Origin of the sequence: Streptomyces sp. NBC_00433 (assembly GCA_036015235.1) — a bacterium.
Lineage (GTDB): Bacteria > Actinomycetota > Actinomycetes > Streptomycetales > Streptomycetaceae > Actinacidiphila.
In genome coordinates this window covers 2,529,607-2,549,948 of record CP107926.1, presented here as the reverse complement: position 1 = coordinate 2,549,948, position 20,342 = coordinate 2,529,607, and the positions used below count along the sequence as shown (strand labels likewise).

13 protein-coding genes and 2 pseudogenes are annotated in these 20,342 nt (G+C 72.8%); 10 read left to right on the top strand and 5 right to left on the bottom strand.

The annotated features are described in order from the left end of the window. Nucleotides 1–8: 8 nt before the first annotated feature. The 3 genes from OG900_10545 to OG900_10535 are packed head-to-tail and all read right to left on the bottom strand — an operon-like array spanning nucleotide 9 to nucleotide 2,398. Nucleotides 9–662, bottom strand: a complete 654-nt coding sequence (locus tag OG900_10545; protein WUH90487.1) for an RES family NAD+ phosphorylase — start codon at nucleotides 660–662, stop codon at nucleotides 9–11. Nucleotides 663–666: 4 nt separating this feature from the next. Beyond that, nucleotides 667–1,311, bottom strand: coding sequence for a hypothetical protein (locus tag OG900_10540; protein ID WUH90486.1), 645 nt, complete (start codon nucleotides 1,309–1,311; stop codon nucleotides 667–669). Continuing rightward, entirely contained in the window at nucleotides 1,292–2,398 is a 1,107-nt protein-coding gene (locus OG900_10535; GenBank protein WUH90485.1) for a hypothetical protein, read from the bottom strand. The genes OG900_10540 and OG900_10535 overlap by 20 nt, the downstream gene beginning before the upstream one ends. 294 nt (nucleotides 2,399–2,692) lie before the next feature. Between OG900_10535 and OG900_10530 the strand changes: the two genes are divergently transcribed. The 9 genes and pseudogenes from OG900_10530 to OG900_10490 all read left to right on the top strand — a co-directional run bounded on the left by OG900_10530 (nucleotide 2,693) and on the right by OG900_10490 (nucleotide 15,310). Next, nucleotides 2,693–4,909 (top strand): Ig-like domain repeat protein, encoded by a 2,217-nt coding sequence (locus tag OG900_10530; GenBank protein WUH90484.1) that lies wholly within the window; start codon nucleotides 2,693–2,695, stop codon nucleotides 4,907–4,909. Between the two features lie 277 nt (nucleotides 4,910–5,186). Further along, nucleotides 5,187–5,654, top strand: coding sequence for a hypothetical protein (locus tag OG900_10525; GenBank protein WUH95700.1), 468 nt, complete (start codon nucleotides 5,187–5,189; stop codon nucleotides 5,652–5,654). Nucleotides 5,655–5,804: 150 nt separating this feature from the next. Continuing rightward, nucleotides 5,805–8,396: a glycosyl hydrolase gene (locus tag OG900_10520; protein ID WUH90483.1), complete on the top strand. Its 2,592-nt coding sequence runs from the start codon at nucleotides 5,805–5,807 to the stop codon at nucleotides 8,394–8,396. Nucleotides 8,397–8,722: 326 nt separating this feature from the next. Beyond that, entirely contained in the window at nucleotides 8,723–10,342 is a 1,620-nt protein-coding gene (locus OG900_10515; GenBank protein WUH90482.1) for a glycosyl hydrolase family 18 protein, read from the top strand. A 265-nt stretch (nucleotides 10,343–10,607) separates the two neighbouring features. Next, nucleotides 10,608–12,383, top strand: a complete 1,776-nt coding sequence (gene ggt / locus OG900_10510; GenBank protein ID WUH95699.1) for a gamma-glutamyltransferase — start codon at nucleotides 10,608–10,610, stop codon at nucleotides 12,381–12,383. Nucleotides 12,384–12,671: 288 nt separating this feature from the next. After that, nucleotides 12,672–12,830 (top strand): annotated as a pseudogene (locus OG900_10505) (response regulator transcription factor). Between the two features lie 156 nt (nucleotides 12,831–12,986). Beyond that, nucleotides 12,987–13,457 (top strand): DUF485 domain-containing protein, encoded by a 471-nt coding sequence (locus OG900_10500; GenBank protein ID WUH90481.1) that lies wholly within the window; start codon nucleotides 12,987–12,989, stop codon nucleotides 13,455–13,457. A gap of 11 nt (nucleotides 13,458–13,468) precedes the next feature. Then, entirely contained in the window at nucleotides 13,469–15,118 is a 1,650-nt protein-coding gene (locus OG900_10495) for a cation acetate symporter (GenBank protein WUH95698.1), read from the top strand. A gap of 66 nt (nucleotides 15,119–15,184) precedes the next feature. After that, a pseudogene (locus OG900_10490) lies at nucleotides 15,185–15,310 on the top strand (ABC transporter substrate-binding protein). 1 nt (nucleotide 15,311) lies between these two features. On the opposite strand, the gene OG900_10485 reads toward OG900_10490, so the two are convergent. Then, nucleotides 15,312–16,232, bottom strand: coding sequence for a sucrase ferredoxin (locus tag OG900_10485; GenBank protein WUH90480.1), 921 nt, complete (start codon nucleotides 16,230–16,232; stop codon nucleotides 15,312–15,314). Nucleotides 16,233–16,320: 88 nt separating this feature from the next. Then, nucleotides 16,321–18,765: a DNA topoisomerase IV subunit A gene (locus tag OG900_10480; protein ID WUH90479.1), complete on the bottom strand. Its 2,445-nt coding sequence runs from the start codon at nucleotides 18,763–18,765 to the stop codon at nucleotides 16,321–16,323. Between the two features lie 211 nt (nucleotides 18,766–18,976). Between OG900_10480 and OG900_10475 the strand changes: the two genes are divergently transcribed. Continuing rightward, nucleotides 18,977–20,329 carry an insulinase family protein gene (locus OG900_10475; protein WUH90478.1) on the top strand — a complete coding sequence of 451 codons (1,353 nt, stop codon included), beginning with the start codon at nucleotides 18,977–18,979 and terminating at the stop codon, nucleotides 20,327–20,329. The last annotated feature ends 13 nt before the right edge of the window (nucleotides 20,330–20,342 follow it).

The window sequence follows — 20,342 nt, the reverse complement described above, 5'->3', positions numbered from 1 at the left end:
CCGTGACGCTACGGCGCCAGTCGCGCCTGATAGGGCTCAAGGACAGAATTGAGCCAGTTTTCGCCCTGAGACTGGTCCAGTTCGACGGGCACCGCCCCGGATTCCGTCAATACGCCGGGTGGGCAGCGGTCGCCGAACAGGACCAGGGCCCGGTCGGCCGGCTCCCGTTTGGACGGCCACACGAATCCCTGAGCCCACGGTGAACTGTGCGCGCGGATCCAGTGGCCCCAGTGCCGGGTGAACGGGTAGTCGGCCGCTTCCGCCTGCGTCAGCCAGGCGTCCTGGGCGACCGCCGCAAGGTCCTGGCCCGACACCAGCGGCAGCACGGTCAGGTCGGCGGCCAGCCGGAGGAAGGACAGCCGCCGCCCCAGAACCCTCGCCTTCGGCACCAGCCGGGGCCCGGAGTTCTCGGCGAACGGCACCGACCGCAGCAGCGACTCGCACACCGCCGCGGCGGCCGTCAGTCCGGCGTACAGGTACGTGTACGCGTCGAACGCGGTCGCGTCGAATCGGCCGCCGCCGTAGAACACATCGGCGGGAGACGGGTTGAAGGCGGTGGCGGTCCTGCGGGCGCTGTGCAGCCGGAAGAGTTCGGTGCCCTCGGCCAGCACAACGGGCCTGGGCGTGCCGGGCAGGGCGGTGGGCGGACGGCTGTTCACCATGGACTCAGTCGTCCTCGGTCTCGTAGCGGGCGGTGTCGACCAGTTGGGCGTCGCGCCCGGTGCCGAGGAGCTGCGCCGGGGAGGTATCGAGCCAGGCGTTGGGGGAGAGCCACCAATCGGCGACCCCCCAGGGATCGTGGTCGGCGCCGAGCAGGACGTTGACCTTAAGGACGGCCTGCCACGGTCCGGCAGCGGGGCCGGCGAACTGAAATCGGGGCAGCAGAACGCCGTCCTCGTACGCGGGCAGGCGGATCAACCGCGGGTCTGCCGGGTCGGCGCCCCACCGCTGTGCGTCGGCCTCGGTCAGCGCGGGTTCGGCGAGCAGTCGGTCCCGAACGGCGCCGAGCACCGGCCCGACCATCCGATGCCGGTCCAGGACCAGGACGGCCAGATCGGCCGCGGTGAAGGTGGCGGCGGTCGGGGAGGGACCTTGGGCGTACCGGCCACCGCCGGGCAGCCAGGAGCCGAGCAGCCTCGCCGCACGGTTCGCCGCCGCGAGCCGCGCGGCCGGGTCCTGGGCTGTGCGCAATTCCCCTACGGCCACCCGCAGTTCGATACGGGTGCCAGCGTCCAGCAAGGCGTCCAGCCGGTCCCAGTCGGCGGCTGCCGCCCCCAGCACGTCGTACGGCTCAGGTGACGGCGATGCCATCGCGCGGCCGCCTTCCGGTGAGCAACCAGACGATCGTCTCGGCCCGTTCGGGCTTGCGCACCAGAAGGTGCACGTCCCAGGGGGCGCCGCGGAGCAACTCGGCCTCGATCGCCGCCCACATCGCGGCGACGCTCACCTCCGGCCGCAGACCGCCCCGGCCAGCACCCAGCAGCGGCAGGCAGATCGAGCGCAGTGGCGGGTCGAACCCGGCATGCTCGGCCGCCAGGACGCCGAAGGCGCGGGTCACGCAGCGGGTGATGTCGGTGGGCTCCACGTCGTAGTCGTTGGTCCCGGGCCGGGGAACCGCCAGCGCGGCGTGGTACAGCCGCCGCACACCCTGCTCGGCGAGCGCGCCCGATCCCGTCGGCACGACGGTGCCCGGCGTCACCGCGCGGCCACGCGCGTCATGCCGGGCTGTCCATGCGTGCAACTCGTCCCCGATGTGGTCGGCCAGCAGCGCGCCGGTGGCGTCGGACGAGGCCCCGGCCCGCCTGAGGGACGCCGACACGGACGACTTGTACGGCTCGGGCAGTGCCAGGTACGTGTTGGTGGGCGTCACCATCACGTCCACGTCCCGCAAAAGATCCACGGGATGGACGTGCAGGGTCAACCGCGAGGTGTGGCCGCCGGCCGAAACGGTGAGGGTGCGATGCGCGGTCGTCAGGGTGGCGACCTCGGCGGGAAGCCCGGCGAGCGATGCGCCCGTCATCCGGAGCACCTGGTCCGCCACCTGTTCGAGCACTATCAGTTCCTGGTGCTTGCGGAATCGCTCGACGCTGATCCCGTAGACCCCCGCAGCCTTTCGCCGCCGGTCCGCGGCCGCCCAGTCCCGGGTGCCGTCCACCAGCCCCAGGCTGTACGCGGCGGCGTCCTGCAGCGTGCCGCTGCCCATGTGCCCCACCGCGAGGTGCAACAGTTGCTCCACCGCGACCGCTCGCGCCTCCGGAGTCACCTGTCCCAGTCGCATCGTGGCGGCGGCCTCGAGCGCGGGCAGTTTCAACCGACGCAGCTGTACGATCCCGGCCCGACGGACTTCCCGCACCTCCTGCAGGACACTGGCGTGCGCGGGCGGGGCGATTTCGGGCATGGCCGCAGAATGACACCCTGGGCCGCGCCGGACAACCGATTCCGACCCACTGCCTCCAGCCCAGGCCGCGGCGGATTCTGCGTCGGCCTCGGGGCACGGCCGTTGCGTCAGCTTGTGCGGGGCGTGGGCCGGGGGCTTGACCAGGGGTGTCGCGGATCCGCGGGCCCGCGCGGGCTGTGAATGCGGAGATTATGCGACGAACGTCCGTTCATCCATGTAAAGCTACCCATCACGGAGGATTGTCGGATCATCGGATTGGCCGTCGATGACGGTCATCACCTGTGGGGGGAAGCCATGTTGTCGAACATCAGACGGGTCCGCGCGTTAGCGGTCCTGACCGCCGCGCTCCTGGTGGGCCTGGCGAACGGGCCCGCCGCCTCGGCGGCCGACGAACCGGGGACCGTCACCGAGTTCGCGGCCCAGGGCGTCGCTCCCGCGGGGATCGTCGCCGGGCCCGGCGGCAACCTCTGGTACGGGGTGGGGGGCTACCTCAACGAGATGACGCCGGCCGGGGTCGTCGTCGGGCACTTCCACGCTCCGGGGTACCCGCAGGACGTCATCGTGGGCCCGGACGGCAACCTGTGGTTCGACACCAGCAGTTCGGGGACGGCGCAGATCGTCAGCATGACGCCGGACGGCGTCGCGACCTCGCACCCGCTGCCGAGCCAGGACTACGCCGGCGGGCTGTCCGGGCTGGCGGCCGGCGCGGACGGCAACGTCTGGTTCTTCGGCAATCTCGCCGACGGCAGCAGCGGCTTCCTCGGCCGCATGACGACCTCCGGGGAGGTGACCCAGTTCCCCATCCCCAGCACCGGCTGGCCCGCCCAGTTCGACATCACCGCGGGTCCGGACGGCAACATCTGGCTGACCGAGGCCACCGACTACGAGCTCTCCACGATCGTGGACAAGGTCACCCCGTCCGGCGAGGTGACGCAGTACCAGTTGCCCTACGGCGACGGGGGACTGGGCGGCGGTATCGCGGCCGGCTCCGACGGCAGCCTCTGGGTGCCGCTGAACTTCAGCATCTACGGCAGCTCCGCACTGGCCCGGGTGACCCCGGGCGGGGGCGTGTCGTACGTCCTGCTCCCGGGCAACAACATCCACCCGCAGGACATCGCCGCCGGCCCTGACGGCAACCTCTACCTCACCGTGAACCATCTCAACGACAGCAACTACCCCGCGGCGCTGCTGCGGATCACACCGGGCGGCGACGTGGCCGCGTTCACGGTGCCCAAGCAGTACGCCTCCCCCTTCGGCGTGGCCGCGGGCCCCGACGGCAACATCTGGTTCACCGACCAGGCCTACCAGGCGGTGGGCCGGCTCACCCTCGCGTCCGGCGTCCCGCTTCCGGCCGCAGCCTCGGTGACCCTGGCCTCCACGGCGGACCCGTCCGTGACCGGCCAGTCCGGCAGCATCACCGCGACGGTCGCGGCCGTGGCCCCCGGGGCCGGGACCGCCCCGACCGGGACGGTGACCTTCACCGTGGACGGCACCGCGGGCAGCCCCGTCGCCTTGGACGCCGGCACCGCCGCGCTCGACCTGTCGACGCTCGCGGCGGGGGCGCACACCGTCACGGCCGCGTATTCGGGCGACTCCGCGTACGCGCCGGCCACATCGGCCGCGTTCACCCAGCACGTCGGCCCGGCGGCCACCGCGACGTCCCTCGGCGCCGACCGCGACACGGCGGGGGCCGGCGAAGCGGTGACCTTCACCGCGTCCGTCGCCGCGCTCGCCCCCGGGGCGGGCACGCCGGCCGGCAGCGTGGTGTTCACCGTCGACGGCGCCGCGCGGCCACCGGTCGCCCTCGCCTCCGGCAGCGCCACGCTGAGCCTGGCCACGCTGGGCACCGGCACGCACAGCGTGAGCGCGGCCTACGCGGGCAGCGCCGACTACCTGGCGAGCGGTTCGCCCGCGGCGACCGTCACCGTGGAGCCGGCCACGACGACGACCGTGACGTCGTCGCTGGAGCCCAGCACCTACGGGCAGGCGGTCACCTTCACCGCGGTGGTCACCCCGTCGGCGGCACCGCCCGCGCACAGCTCCAAGCCCGCCGGCACGGTGGTCTTCACCGTCGACGGAGCCGCCCAGCCCCCCGTGGAGCTGAAGTCCTCCGGCAAGGCGACACTGCGGCTCAAGGACCTCACGGCGGGACCGCACACCGTCACCGCCGCCTACTCGGGCAGTGCCGCGTACGCCCCCAGCACCAGCGCCCTCCTGCCCGTCACCGTACGGCCCTCGGCCACGACCACCGAGCTGACCAGCTCCGCGGACCCGGCCAAGCCCGCCCGCCCGGTCACCTTCACCGCGAAGGTCGACGCGATCGCCCCGGGCTCCGGCGACCCGACCGGCACGGTCCTCTTCACGGTGGACGGCGTCCCGCAGCTCCCCGCGCCCCTCTCCACCTCCGGCAAGGCGACGCTGAAGGTGCCGCCGCCGGCCCCGGGCCCCCACACCGTCACTGCTGCCTACTCCGGCGACCTGAACTTCTCCCCGAGCACATCCGCCCTCTGACCTGGCGTCCGCCCGGCCCGTCCCCTCTCGGGGGACGGGCCCGCGGTCGGCCCCGCGACATCGAGTGATGCGGTCAGGCGGTCACCGCCGGACCCTCCGGGGCCCGACTCCAGTCCCTGGGCGGCTGATCGCGTCGAAGCGAGCGGCCGCGGCGCCGGTTTCACCGCGGCCGGCGCCCTGAGCACGCCCTGAAACCGCGCTGAATGGCGGGTCCGCCACGCTCTGCGGCATGACGACGACGGACCCCTCAGGGACAGCGGACGCGGAGGGGACCCCCATGGACGGCCCGCGGGTGATCCGCCGGCACGCGGCGACATTCGGGCGCTTCGCCGGGCTCGGCGGCGGGGTCACCCTGGCGGCCTCGGCGGCCCTGGTCCTCCTCTCGCAGTGGATGCCGTGGATGGCGGCGAACGCGCTGACCACCGTCGCCTCCAGCGTGGTCGCCACCGAGCTGCACTCCCGCGTCTCGTTCGGCCACGGACGGCCCGGTCCGGCCGGCCACCTCAAGAGCGCGGCCACCGTCGCCTTCGGCTGGCTGGTCACGTCCGCCGCGGTCGGTGCGCTCGCCGCGCTCCGTCCCGGTGCCGGGGTCGTCCTTCAGCAGGCGGTCTACCTGTCGGCCACGGCGCTGGTGGGGATCGGCCGCTATCTCGTGCTGCGCCTGGCCGTGTTCGCGGAGCGGGCCCCGAAGCCCCGGACCCGCGGCCGCGTCGGGTCGCGGGCCGCCTACGACGCCGCCGCGTGAAGGCCGGTGTGCCCTGGCACCGGGAGCGCCGAGTGGCAGGTCCTTGCCAAAATCTCGGCCAAGATTCCGTGCGGTGGCGCCGCCGGCAGCGGTTCGCGTGATCGATTGGCCGTTGAGTGATCCCCATTCAGGTCCGTCCCGGGAGATTCTGTGCACGCATCCACCCGAAGAAGACGCTGGCTGACGATCTCAGCTGTCACCGCACTGGCCGCGCTCGTCGCCCTACCCGCGGGCGCGGCGCCCGGACATCCGGGGGCCAGGCCGCACGCCTTCACCGCTGTCACGGCTCAGGACAGGGACGGCGGGGACGACGACGGCGGCGGCGAGGCCGACGAGATCGCCGAGGGCGCCGCCCAGTTCGCCGAGGCGCGGACGTCGCCGGGCACCATCGCACCGGGGGCGTTCTCCGCCGCCTGGGACCAGTTGAAGGCACTGCCCGCCACCGGCGGGAAGTGGCAGCACCTGACAGGTCTGCCGTACGACTCGGACGACCCGCGCTACCGCGACATCGACTCCAACTCCAGCGGCGGGGCCGGCCAGGTGACCGGTCGGGCCGCGGCCCTCGCGGCCGACGGCAGCGGCTACGTCTACGAGGGCAGCGCAGGCGGCGGCGTGTGGCGCTCGGCGACCGGCGGCGGGCACTGGAAGCCGATCAGCGACGCGCTGCCCACCCAGGCGACCGGCGCGCTCGCGCTGGACGGCGGGGGCCGGCTGTGGCTCGGGACCGGCGAGGCGACCACCAATGCCGACGCCTACCTCGGCAGCGGCGTCTACGTGCTCGCGCACCCGCACAGCGGCACCTTCACCGCCCGCGACCGGGTCGGCGGCAGCGAACTGGACTCGACGACGATCCACACCCTGCGCTTCGGCGGGAAAACGGTGTGGGCGTCGACGAGCAAGGGCGTCTGGAGCCACTCCACGACGGACCTGCGCGGCCCCTGGAAACTGGAGTTCTCCCCCAACCCGACCTATCTGCCGGGCGGTTCACAGGCCGACGACCCGGACGCGCCGTACAAGAACATCGCCAACGACGTGGCGATCGACCCGAAGAACCCGTCCGACGTTCTGCTGGCGGTGGGTTGGCGTAGCGGTGACACCTACAACGGCTTCTACCGCAAGGTGCACGGCCACTGGACCCGGGTCACCTCCCTGGGCGCCCTGCCGACCGACGCCGGCAGCGTCGGCAACGTGACCTTCGCCCGCTCGGCCGACGGCTCGCGCTACTACGTGATCAACCAGTCGCCGACCGCGCTGACCACCGACCCGGACAGCAACCTCGACGGGATCTACGTCTCCAAGAGCGGCGACCCGTTCGGCAACTGGACGAAGACCGCAGACACCGAGACGCTGGCGGGCGCCGGATCCGCGCTGGACGAGCCGGGCTTCATGCCGGGTGTCCAGGCCTGGTACAACGAATTCCTCCAGGTCGACCCGAAGGACGCCGACCACGTCTACGCGGGCCTCGAAGAGGTCTTCGAGACCGGCGACGGCGGCGCCGACTGGTCGGCGGTCGGGCCCTACTGGAACTTCGGCTTCGCCTGCTGGAGCATCGACCCGGCCAAGCAGACCGGCGACTGCAACCCGACCGTCCACGCCGACCAGCACGCCGTCGCGGTCGGCAGCAGCCACGGCAGAACGTACCTCTACGTCGGCGACGACGGCGGCGTCTACAAGCGGCCGCTGAACGGCGCCAAGGACGCCGACGGCCACGGTACCGACTGGGTGTCCACCAACGACGGCACCATCGACACCCTGCAGTACTACTCGGTGGGCGTGGGCCGCGACCCGTCCGGCCGCGGCCTCGCCGTCAACGGCGGCCTCCAGGACAACGGCCAGTCCATCCTGCGCCCCGGCGACAAGGTGATGGGCTCGGACTTCGGCGGCGACGGCGGCGACACCCTCACCGACCCCGCCGACGGCTGCAACATCGCCCAGGAGTACGTCTACCTCGCGGTCAACGTCACCCAGAACTGCGCCGTCAACGACGGCGCCTGGGTGGACGACCCGACGAAGGCCACCAGTTACGACGTGGCGCCTCCCGACAACGAGACCGCCGAGGCCCGCTTCACCGCCCCGCTGGGCGTCGACACCAGGCGGAGCGACACCTGGATCGCCGGCGGCCGGCACGTGTGGGTGCAGACGCACGGCTACGCCATACGCAGCGGCGACGAGTGGACGGACGCCTTCGACCTCGGCGAGGGCCACACCGCTACCGCCGTCGCCGCCCAGGGCGGGAAGGTCTACGCGGCGTGGTGCGGCCCCTGCAACAACGAGGGCTTCACCCGCGGTATCGCGGTGGGCAACGCGGACGGCACCGGATGGCACCAGGTCGGCCTGCCGGTCGACGGGACCGTGCCCAACCGGTACCTGTCCGGCTTCGCCATCGACCCGGCGGACTCCGAGCACGTCTACCTCGCGGTGAACGGCTTCTCGCGCCACTGGACCGAGGGCCCCGGCGCGGGTGTGGGCCATGTCTTCGAGTCCCGGGACGGCGGCACCACCTGGAAGGACATCTCGGCGAACCTGCCCGACGTGCCCACCGACGCACTGCTCGCCCTGCCCGGCGGCGGCCTGGCCCTCGCCACCGATCTGGGCGTCGTCTACCGCTCCCCGCACCGCACCGGCTGGAGCCGGGTCGGCAGCCTTCCAGCCGTTGCCGTCCTCCAGCTCAAGTCCGGCCCCGACGGGCGCGTCTACGCCGCGACTCACGGCCGAGGCCTTTACTCCGTCGTCCTCAGGTAGCACCGGCTCGGCTTCGGGGGCCCGGCGCTCAGCACATGAGCGCCGGGCCCTCCTTTGGTCCAGACCTATTGACGCGCCTTGCTGCCGCTCCTACGATCCCGACGGTCACAGCGCGCATGTCTCCACCCCACCCAGAGCCGGGCGCCAAGCCCCCCCACACCTGCTCACGCCCATGGCACGCGGCGCGAAGGCAGCGGTATGCCCGCCGGAGGTCGCGCAGTCGGCGTCCGGCCGGTGCCGGCCGCCCTCGTCCGGATCCCGGCCGCCCAGGCGGCAACGCACGCGGGAGCGCGCCACTCCGAAGTCCCTGCCCCCAGGAGGCAGCAGTGGAACGTGCATCGCACGTGAGTCGTACGAGCCGTGCCGAGCACCGATCGACCGTCCTGCAGCGCACCCTCGCGGGGGTGAGCGCCGCCGCCGTCGTCGGCGCCGGCCTCGCCCTGGTAGGTTCCGGCGCGGCCGGGGCCGCCACCACCAACCTGGTGGCCAACTCCGGCTTCGAGAGCGGGCTGTCCGGCTGGACCTGCTCCGGCGGCTCCGGCGCCACCGCGGTCGGCAGCCCGGTGCACTCCGGCACCTCGGCGCTCAAGGCCACACCATCCGGCCAGGACAACGCCCAGTGCACCCAGACCGTCAGCGTGAAGCCCAACTCCCCGTACACGCTGAGCGCCTACGTCCAGGGCAGCTACGTCTACCTGGGCGCCACCGGCACCGGCGCCGCCGGCGACCCGTCCACCTGGACGCCGGGCGCGTCGTCGTACACCCAGCTCAGCCTCAACTTCACCACCGGCGCGAACACCACCTCGGTGACCGTCTACCTGCACGGATGGTACGGACAGCCCACGTACTACGCGGACGACGTGTCGCTCGCGGGCCCCGGCGGCACCACCACCACGCCGCCGACCACGCCCACCACGACCCCGCCCACGTCACCGACCACCACGCCGACGACGACCCCGCCCACGTCGCCGACCACCGCCCCGCCCGAGCAGACCTGCGCGACGAAGCCCAGGCCGTCGGGCAAGGTCCTGCAGGGCTACTGGGAGAACTGGGACGGCGCCGCGAACGGCGTCCACCCCGGTCTCGGCTGGACGCCCATCACGGACAGCCGCATCGCCCAGCACGGCTACAACGTCATCAACGCCGCCTTCCCGGTGATCCTCCCCGACGGCACCGTCGAGTGGCAGGACGGCATGGACACCGGTGTCAAGGTCGCCACTCCCGCCGAGATGTGCCAGGCCAAGGCGGCCGGGGCCACGATCCTGATGTCCATCGGCGGCGCGACCGCCAGCGTCGACCTGACGTCCAGCAGCGTCGCCGACCGCTTCGTGTCGACCATCGTCCCGATCCTCAAGAAGTACGACTTCGACGGGATCGACATCGACATCGAGAGCGGCCTCGTCGGCAGCGGCACCATCAACACCCTGTCCACGTCCCAGGCCAACCTGGAGCGCATCATCGACGGCGTGCTGTCGCAGATGCCCGCGGGCTTCGGCCTCACGATGGCGCCCGAGACGGCGTACGTCACCGGCGGCAGCGTCGTCTACGGGTCGATCTGGGGCGCGTACCTGCCGATCGTCAAGAAGTACGCGGACAACGGCCGCCTGTGGTGGCTGAACATGCAGTACTACAACGGCAGCATGTACGGCTGCTCCGGCGACTCCTACGAGGCCGGCACGGTGGCGGGCTTCACCACGCAGACCACCTGCCTGAACAACGGCCTGGTCGTCCAGGGCACCACGGTCAAGGTGCCGTACGACAAGCAGGTGCCCGGCCTGCCTGCCCAACCCGGCGCGGGCGGCGGCTACATGGCGCCCAGCCTGGTCGGCCAGTCGTGGAACGCCTTCGGCGGTGCGCTGAAGGGGCTCATGACGTGGTCGGTCAACTGGGACGGGTCGAAGGGCTGGACCTTCGGCGACAACGCCAAGTCCCTCCAGCACCGCTGACGCCCCGCGGCCCCGGCCCGCCACCCGCCAGGTGACGGGCCGGGGCCGCACGGCCGGCCCGGCGTCCCGTCGCAGGGGTGCGGACGCCTCGATCCCACGCGGCAGACAGCCGAAGTGTTCGACGTGCTCCTGACGAGGCGGCTGAGGTGAAGTTAGGCTGCCGGGACGGTCGTTGAGTGGAGGCTCCGTCATGGGAAGCAACCGTCGCACGTACTCAGACGCGCGTTCAACCGGGCACGGCCCACGACGCCGGGCCGTGCGGGCGGTGTCCGCGCTCGCCGTCACGGCGGTGGTCGGCGCCCTCACCGCCGCCGCGCCGGCGCACCACGATCCCGGGGCGCCGCCCGTCAAGGCCCCGCTCGCCGTCGGATACGGCGGGGCCGTCACCAGCGTGGACGCCGACGCCACCGCGGCCGGGATCGACGTGCTGCGGCGCGGCGGGAACGCGGTGGACGCCGCCGTGGCCACCGCAGCGGCGCTCGGCGTCACCGAGCCGTACTCCTCGGGCATCGGCGGGGGCGGCTACTTCGTCTACTACAGCGCCCGCCAGCACAAGGTCTTCACCATCGACGGCCGCGAGACCGCGCCGCACAGCGCCACCGACCAGCTCTTCGTCGAGAACGGCCGGCCGCTGGCCTTCGCCGACGCGGTCACCAGCGGCCGCAGCATCGGAGTGCCCGGCACCGCCGCGACCTGGCAGACGGCGCTCGACTCCTGGGGCTCGCGGTCGCTGGGCGAGGTGCTGCGGCCCGCCGAGAAGATCGCCCGCGACGGCTTCACCGTGGACGCGACCTTCAACTCCCAGACCGCGGCCAACCAGGACCGGTTCAAGGACTTCCCGGCCACCGCCGCGCTCTTCCTGCCGGGCGGACAGCCGCCCGCTGTCGGCTCCACCTTGCGCAATCCCCAGCTCGCCCGCACCTACCAGGAGCTGGGAGCCAAGGGAATCGGCGCGATCTACCACGGCGCCATCGGCGCGGACATCGTCCGTACCGTACGCAAGCCCCCGGTGGACCCGGCCGCCACCCGCGTGGTGCGCACCGGCGACCTGACCGCCGCGGACCTGGCGTCCTACCGCGCGAAGAAGCAGGCGCCGACCCACATCGGATACCGCGGCCTGGACGTCTACGGGCCGTCGCCGTCCTCTTCCGGCGGCACCACCGTGGCCGAGGCGCTGAACATCCTGGAGCGCACCGACCTGAAGAGCGCCTCGCAGCTGCAGTATCTGCACCACTACATCGAGGCGAGCCGGATCGCCTTCGCCGACCGCGGCCGCTGGGTCGGCGACCCCGCCTTCGAGCAGGTGCCGACCGCCGGGCTGACCTCGCAGCGGTTCGCCGACTCGCGGGCCTGCCTGATCAAGGACGACGCGGTGCTGACCAGCCCGCTCGCCCCGGCCGACCCCGCGCACCCCGCCGCGTGCGGCGGTACGGGAACGGCCGCGCCGACCACCTACGAGGGCGAGAACACCACGCACCTGACGGTGGCCGACAAGTGGGGCGACGTCGTCGCCTACACGCTGACCATCGAGCAGACCGGCGGCAGCGCGATCACCGTGCCGGGCCGCGGCTTCCTGCTCAACAACGAGCTGACCGACTTCTCCTTCGTCCCCGCCAACCCCGCGGTCCCCGACCCCAACCTGCCGGGACCCGGCAAGCGCCCGCGCTCGTCGATCTCCCCGACCATCGTGCTCAAGGACGGCCGCCCGGACTTCGCGATCGGCTCGCCCGGCGGCGCGACCATCATCACCACCGTGCTCCAGGTCCTCACCGAACACGTCGACCGCGGCCTGCCCCTGCTCGACGCGATCGCCGCGCCCCGCGCCAGCCAGCGCAACGCGGCGAACACCGAGCTCGAACCCGCCCTGTGGAACAGCGCGCTGAAGCCCGACCTGGAGAGCATCGGCCACCACTTCGTCCAGAACCCGGAGATCGGCGCCGCCACCGGCGTCCAACGCCTTCCGGACGGCCGCTGGCTGGCCGCGGCGGAGCCGGTACGCCGCGGCGGTGGGTCGGCGATGGTGGTGGTCCCGGCGCCGTAGCGGTCCGCCGCAGGCGGTCAGCCGCCCTTGCGGAGGGGGGCGTTGACCTCGCGGCCGACGGCCCGGGTCAACCGCACCTCCTCCGCGGGGGCGACGCCCAGGTGGCGGGCGAGAGCCAGGCCGTGCAGGCCCGCGTCGGCGTCCGTGCCCGTGCCCGTGTCGGCGAGGCTGCGCAGGAAGGCGGCGCTCTCGGCGTCCGCCGGGTAGGAGGACTCGATCGAAATCTCGTCGAGTGATGTCGTGAGGCGTGCCGAATGTCGTGATGGTCGACTGGTCGGGGGGCAGCGGCCGGACGTGGTGCTGATGGATCTGCGGATGCCGCGCTGCGACGGGGTGGAGGCGACCCGGCGGATCCGGGCGGACCATCCGGCGACACAGGTGGTGGTGCTCGCCACCTACGCGGACGACGTTTCGCCGTTCCCCGCGCTGCGGGCCGGGGCGCGCGGAAAACCGGGGTGCGCGTCCGTGCCCAGGCGGTCGGACATGCCTGCCGGAACGGCATCACCTGATGGGGTGAAGGTTTCGGCTTATTGGACCAGGAACTTCCCGCTCTGTCCATGATTGGGCACACGGCCCATCCAGCCGTGGAACGAGGAGAGTTCGGTGGAAAAGCACGACGGCGGCGACCCCCTTGCGCTGCGGGTGGACGACCCGTGGCGGGATGCCGGAGGGGCAGGGCTCTGGGTGCCCGACCAGGGGGCGCCCGCCGCGCCACCGGTCGCGGTGCCAGCGGCTGCGGCGGAGGATCGGGGGGCGGTCTTCGAGGAGGTGCAGCACAGTGCGGCGTTCCAGGAGGTGCGGGACCGCTACCGCGGGTTCGTGTTCCCCGCGGCGGCGGCCTTCGTGGCCTGGTATCTGCTCTATGTCGTGCTGGCCACCACCGCTCCGGGGTTGATGGGGCGTCAGGTCGCGGGGGAGGTGAATGTGGCGATGGTCGCCGGGCTGGCGCAGTTTGCCACGACCTTCCTGCTGACCTGGGCCTATGTCAGACACGCGCGGCTGCGCAGGGACCGGGCGGCGCTGGATCTGCGGTGGACGCTGGCGACCAGGACCGGACAGGAGCGGGTGCGTTGAGCGGCGGGCGGATGGCGGCGGGCCGGTATCTGGCCGATTCGGCGGGGGAGCACCAGGGCCTGGCGGTGGTGCTGTTCACGGTGTTCGTGTCGGTGACGCTGGCGATCACCGCGTGGGCGGGGCGGCGGCGCAGTTCGTCGGAGGAGTTCTTCACGGGCGGGCGGATGTTCTCCCCGATGGAGAACGGCTTCGCGATCGCGGGCGACTACATGTCGGCGGCGTCCTTCCTCGGCATCTCGGGGCTGATCGCGCTGTTCGGCTACGACGGGCTGCTCTACTCGGTGGGATTCCTGGTGGCGTGGCTGGTGGTGCTCATGCTGGTCGCGGAGCTGGTCCGCAACTGCGGGCGCTACACGCTGGCCGACGTGCTGTCGGCGAGGATGCGGCAGCGGCCGGTGCGGATCGCGGCGGGCACCTCGTCGGTGGTGGTGTCGGTGCTCTACCTGGTGGCGCAGATGGTCGGCGCGGGCAGCCTGGTCGGGCTGCTGATCGGCGGCGAGGGGGCGGCGGCCAGGACCTGGGCGGTGATCGGGGTCGGGGCGCTGATGGTCTTCTACGTCTCCTTCGGCGGGATGCGGGCCACCACCTGGATCCAGATCGTGAAGACCGTGCTGCTGATCAGCGGCACGGTGATGCTCACCGTGATGGTGCTGGTGCGCTTCCACGGCAATGTCGACGACCTGCTGCACTCCGCGGCCACCGGCAGCGGGCACGGGAAGGCGTTCCTGGCGCCGGGGCTGAAGTACGGCGGGAGCTGGACGTCCCGGCTGGACTTCATCAGCCTCGGGCTCGCGCTGGTGCTGGGCACCGCGGGGCTGCCGCACATCCTGTCGCGCTTCTACACGGTGCCGACCGCCCGGTCGGCGCGGCGTTCGGTGGTGTGGGCGATCGGGCTGATCGGGGCCTTCTACCTGATGACGATCGTGCTCGGCTTCGGAGCCGCGGCGGTCGTCGGCTCGGGCACCGTGCGGGAGTCCAACGCGGCGGGCAACACGGCGGTGCCGCTGCTCGCCGAGGCACTCGGCGGCGGATCGGGGTCGACGTGGGGGACGGTGCTGTTCGCCGTGGTCGGCGCGGTGGCCTTCGCGACCATCCTGGCGGTGGTCGCCGGTATCACCCTGGCGTCGTCGGCCTCGGTGGCGCACGACCTCTACACCGCGCTGCGCCGGCCGGCGGCCAAGCACGGGCGGCGGGATCCGGCCGAGGTCGCGATGGAGCAGGACGAGGTGCGGGTGGCGCGCTTCGCGGCGGTGGGCATCGGCGCGGTGGCCATCGCGCTGAGCCTGCTGGCGCAGGACCAGAACATCGCCTTCCTGGTCGGCCTGGCCTTCGCGGTGGCGGCGTCCGCGAATCTGCCGGCGCTGCTGTACTCGCTGTTCTGGCGGCGTTTCACCACCAGGGGCTCGGTGTGGGCGATCTACGGCGGGCTGGTGCCCGCGCTGCTGCTCGTCGTGCTGTCGCCGGTGATGTCGGGACGTCCGGACTCGCTCGTCCCCGGGGTCGACTTCCACGTCTTCCCGCTGGAGAATCCGGGCCTGGTCTCGATCCCGCTGGGCTTCCTCGCGGGTTGGCTCGGCACGGTGTTCTCGCCCGAGCCCGCCGACCCGGGACGGTATGCCGAGACGGAGGTCCGCTCGCTCACCGGGGCGGGCGCGGTCTAGGACGCGCGGGCCGGGGCATGGCGGGTCAGTCCGCCCCGGCCCAGGCGTAGCGGTGCCCGGGGCGGCCACACCCTCGACCTCCAGACCGAGGCCGAGCACCTGGAGTCCGTCGTGGGGTTCTCGCAGGCCCCCGGCGAGGGCGAGGTCGTCTCCGCCAAGGCGGCCGGCGACATCGGCGGGGCCGAGGACTTCGTCAGGAAGGTCGGGTGACCGCGGTGACCCCGGTCGCCGTCAGGACGGCCGGGGTGCCGAGCGGGCTGTCGCAGCTCTCCGGGCGCGGCGGCTGCGCGGCGCTCCGCGTGACGGCGACCTCCCAGGCCCGCCCGTCGGTGTGGGCGACCAGCACCGACCAGGTGTCGCCGCCCGGCCCGGCGACCGTACGCCGTACGGTCAGCGCGCCCTCCAGGTCCACGCCGGCCAGGGCGCGTACGGCCAGGTCGGCGGCCTGGCCGGGGCGGTCCCAGGCGGACCGGCCGCGGCAGCCTTCGAGGACGACCCGGCCGCTGCGGGCGGCCTCCAGCACGTCCTTGGCGAGCCGGCCGTCCACCCGGCCGTAGGTGTAGCCGTAGGGCAGCACCAGCATGGTGGGGGAGAAGCGGTGGCCGCCCAGGTGGGTGACCTCCCAGACGTCGGCGTGGCCGCCCGCGGCCAGCTCGGCGGCCAGCGGCCGGCCGCGCACCGCGCAGCAGCGGTCCCGCCTGCCGTTGGTGCACACCAGCGCCAGCGGCGCCCCCACATGGGCCGTGCCGAAACCGTGGTGCGAGCCCGCGCCCAGCGCCGCGAAGTCCAGTTCGGCCAGGTCCGCCGGGTCGGCGAGCGTGTCCGTACGGATCCAGGCGTCGCCCGGCGCGGTGTGCGCCAGGTAGACCCGGTGCCTGGCCGCCGTGTGCAGGTCGGCGTGCCGCCCGGACCTGCGGATCAGGGCGACCCGCACACCGGTGCCGTCGGCGGCCCGGTCCAGCGCCCGCCCCACCGCGGGGTCGAGCCGGCTCCCGGTCAGCGCCTTGCGCCCCCACGGGCCCGGCTGCTCGATCAGCAGCCAGGTCCTGGCGGTGGCGGCGGTGGCGCCCACCGGCTCGCCCAGCTCCGCCGAAGCCGTCGTACACGTACTCACACAGGCGAGCCTAACCGCCGCCGGGGCCCGCCCCCGACGGACCCCGCGGCCGGGGAGCGCCTCGCCTGCGCCCCCGCGGCCGGTGGGATCACACCGGGCCCGCCACCACCGCCACCGGCTTGGCCAGCGGGACGCCCGAGCCGTCGCGGCGCGGGTCCTTCGGGGGCAGTTCTGCCGGGGCGCCGGTCGCGGTCGCCGCGCGGGCCGGGGCGGGACCTGCCCAGGCCAGCAACAGGCCGGTCTCGCCGCGCAGGAAGCGCTGGCAGCGCACCCCGCCGGTGGCGCGGCCCTTGCGCGGGTACTGCTCGAAGGGTGTCAGCTTCGCTGTGCCCTCGGTCCCGTCCAGCGTGTCGTCGGCGCGGGCGACGGTGAAGACCACCGCGTCCACCGCCGGGTCGACGGCGGTGAAGGAGATCACCTTGGCGCCGTCGGTGAGCTTGACGCCCGCCATGCCGGCGGCCGGGCGCCCCTGCGGGCGCACCTGCGAGGCCGGGTAGCGGAGCAGCTGGGCGTCGTCGGTGATGAAGACCAGGTCCTCCTCGCCGGTGTGCAGCTCCACCGCGCCGACCACCGTGTCGCCGTCCTTGAGGCCGATGACCTCCAGGTCGTCCTTGTTCGGCGGGTAGTCGGGCACGACGCGCTTGACCACGCCCTGCTCGGTGCCCAGCGCCAGGCCCGGCGAGGACTCGTCGAGCGTGGTCAGGCACAGCACCCGCTCGCCGTCCTGGAGCGACAGGAACTCGGACAGCGGCGCCCCGCCGGCCAGCGAGGGCGCCCCCGCGGTGTCCGGCAGCACCGGCAGGTCGATCACCGTCAGCCGCAGCAGCCTCCCGAGGTTGGTGACCGCGCCGATGTCGGCGCGGGCCGTGGAGGGCACCGCGGAGACGATCACGTCGTGCTTGGCCCGCCGCCCCCCGCCGTCGTCCGGGTCCTGGCCGGTGGCCGTGCGGGCCAGCAGCCCGGTCGAGGACAGCAGCACCCGGCACGGGTCGTCGGCGACCTCCAGCGGCACCGCGGAGACCGGCGTGCCCGCCGACTCCAGCAGCACCGTGCGGCGCTCGGTGCCGTACTGCTTGGCCACCGCCGCCAGTTCCGCCGACACCAGCTTGCGCAGCTCGGCGTCGGAGTCGAGGATCCGGGTCAGCTCGGCGATCTCGGCGTTGAGCCGGTCGCGCTCGGACTCCAGCTCGATGCGGTCGAAGCGGGTCAGCCGGCGCAGCGGGGTGTCCAGGATGTACTGCGTCTGGGTCTCGGACAGGCCGAAGCGCTCCATCAGGCGCTCCTTGGCCTGCGCCGCGTTGTCGCTGGCCCGGATGATCGCGATGACCTCGTCGATGTCGACCAGCGCGATCAGCAGGCCGTCGACCAGGTGCAGCCGGTCGCGGCGCTTGGTGCGGCGGAACTCGCTGCGCCGCCGCACGACCTCGAAGCGGTGGTCGACGTAGACCTGGAGCAGCTCGCGCAGGCCCAGGGTGAGCGGCTGGCCGTCCACCAGCGCCACGTTGTTGATGCCGAAGGAGTCCTCCATCGGCGTCAGCTTGTAGAGCTGTTCGAGCACGGCCTCGGGGTTGAAGCCGTTCTTGATCTCGATGACCAGCCGCAGGCCGTGCTCGCGGTCGGTCAGGTCCTTGACGTCGGCGATGCCCTGGAGCTTCTTCGCGCCGACCATGTCCTTGATCTTGGCGATGACCTTCTCGGGGCCGACGGTGAAGGGCAGTTCGGTGACGACCAGGCCCTTGCGGCGGGGGGTGACGTCCTCCACGGAGACGGTGGCGCGGATCTTGAACGTGCCGCGGCCGGACTCGTAGGCGTCCCTGATGCCGGACAGGCCGATGATCCGGCCGCCGGTCGGCAGGTCGGGGCCCGGGATGTGCCGCATCAGGGCGTCCAGGTCCGCGTTCGGGTAGCGGATCAGGTGCCGGGCGGCGGCGATGACCTCGCCCAGGTTGTGCGGCGGCATGTTGGTGGCCATGCCGACCGCGATCCCGGACGCCCCGTTGACCAGCAGGTTGGGATAGGCCGACGGCAGGACGGCGGGCTCCTGCTCCTGGCCGTCGTAGTTGGGCGCGAAGTCGACGGTGTCCTCGTCGATCGACTCGACCATCAGCCGCGCGGGGCCCGACATGCGGGCCTCGGTGTAGCGCATCGCGGCCGGCATGTCGTCCAGCGAACCGAAGTTGCCGTGCCCGTCGACCAGCGGGAGGCGCTGCGAGAACGGCTGCGCCATCCGCACCATGGCGTCGTAGATCGACGCGTCGCCGTGCGGGTGCAGCTTGCCCATCACCTCGCCGACGACCCGGGCGCACTTGACGAAGGCCCGGTCGGGGCGCAGGCCCATCTCGTTCATCTGGTAGACGATGCGGCGGTGGACCGGCTTCATGCCGTCACGGGCGTCGGGCAGGGCGCGTGCGTAGATCACCGAGTAGGCGTACTCAAGATACGAGGCCTGCATCTCGTCCACCACGTCGATGTCGAGGATGCGCTCCTCGAAACCGTCGTCGGGCGGCGGGGTCTTCGTCGTACGGCGGGCCATCTCGGCGGCGCTCCTTCGTCTGGACCGGAAGGTCGATCGGCTGGACCGGTGAACTGACGCGGACCATTGTGGACCGCGGCACGGACAACGCCGACCACGACCCGGCACGAGCGCGCCCGCGACCGGGAACTTCGCCGCCCGCCGACTCGCTTGCCTAGAGTGGCAGCACTCTACGCAGTCACGAGCACGCGACCGGAAGGACAGCTTGCCCATGGGTCACACGGCCACGCCGGAGGCACACTCCAGCGGCCTGACAGCCACCGAGCACCGCCTGGCGAACGGCCTGCGGGTGGTGCTCTCCGAGGACCATCTCACCCCGGTCGCCGCCGTCTGCCTGTGGTACGACGTCGGTTCGCGGCACGAGGTCAAGGGCCGCACCGGTCTCGCCCACCTCTTCGAGCACCTGATGTTCCAGGGCTCGGCGAGCGTCAAGGGCAACGGCCACTTCGAACTGGTCCAGGGCGCGGGCGGCTCGCTCAACGGCACCACCAGCTTCGAGCGCACCAACTACTTCGAGACGATGCCCGCCCACCAGGTGGAACTGGCCCTGTGGCTGGAGGCCGACCGGATGGGCAGCCTGCTGGACGCCCTGGACCAGGAGAGCCTGGACAACCAGCGGGACGTGGTGAAGAACGAGCGCCGCCAGCGCTACGACAACGTGCCCTACGGTACGGCCTTCGAGCGGCTCACCGCGCTGGCCTACCCCGACGGCCACCCCTACCACCACACCCCGATCGGCTCGATGGCCGACCTCGACGCGGCCTCCCTGGAGGACGCCAGGGCCTTCTTCCGCACGTATTACGCGCCGGGGAATGCCGTGCTCGCCGTCGTCGGCGACATCGACCCCGGGCAGACGCTGGCCTGGGTGGAGAAATACTTCGGCAGCATCCCCGCGCACGACGGCAAGCCCGCTCCGCGGGACGGCTCGCTGCCCGACGTGATGGGCGGTCAGCTGCGCGAGGTCGTCGAGGAGGACGTGCCCTCGCGCGCCCTGATGGCGGCCTACCGGCTGCCCGAGGACGGCACGCGCGCGGGTGACGCCGCCGACCTGGCGCTCACCGCGCTGGGCGGCGGCGAGTCGTCCCGGCTGCACAACCGGCTGGTGCGCCGCGACCGTACGGCGGTGACCGCGGGCTTCGGGCTGCTGCGGCTGGCCGGGGCGCCGTCGCTGGGCTGGCTGGACGTCAAGGCGTCCAGCGGGGTCGAGCTGAGCGCCATCGAGACCGCGGTGGACGAGGAGCTGGCCCGCTTCGCGGCCGAGGGCCCCACCCCCGAGGAGATGGAGCGGGCGCAGGCCCAGCTGGAGCGCGAGTGGCTGGACCGGCTCGCCACCGTCAACGGGCGGGCGGACGAACTGTGCCGCTTCGCGGTGCTGTTCGGCGACCCGCAGCTGGCGCTGACCGCGGTGCAGCGGGTGCTGTCGATCACCGCCGAGGAGGTCAGGGAGGTCGCCGCGGCCCGGCTGCGCCCCGACAACAGGGCGGTGCTCGTCTACGAGCCCACCGGGGGCGGCCAGCAGGACGACCAGGACCAGGACGAGGACGAGGAAGAGGGCGAGCTGTGAGCGACACCGCTGC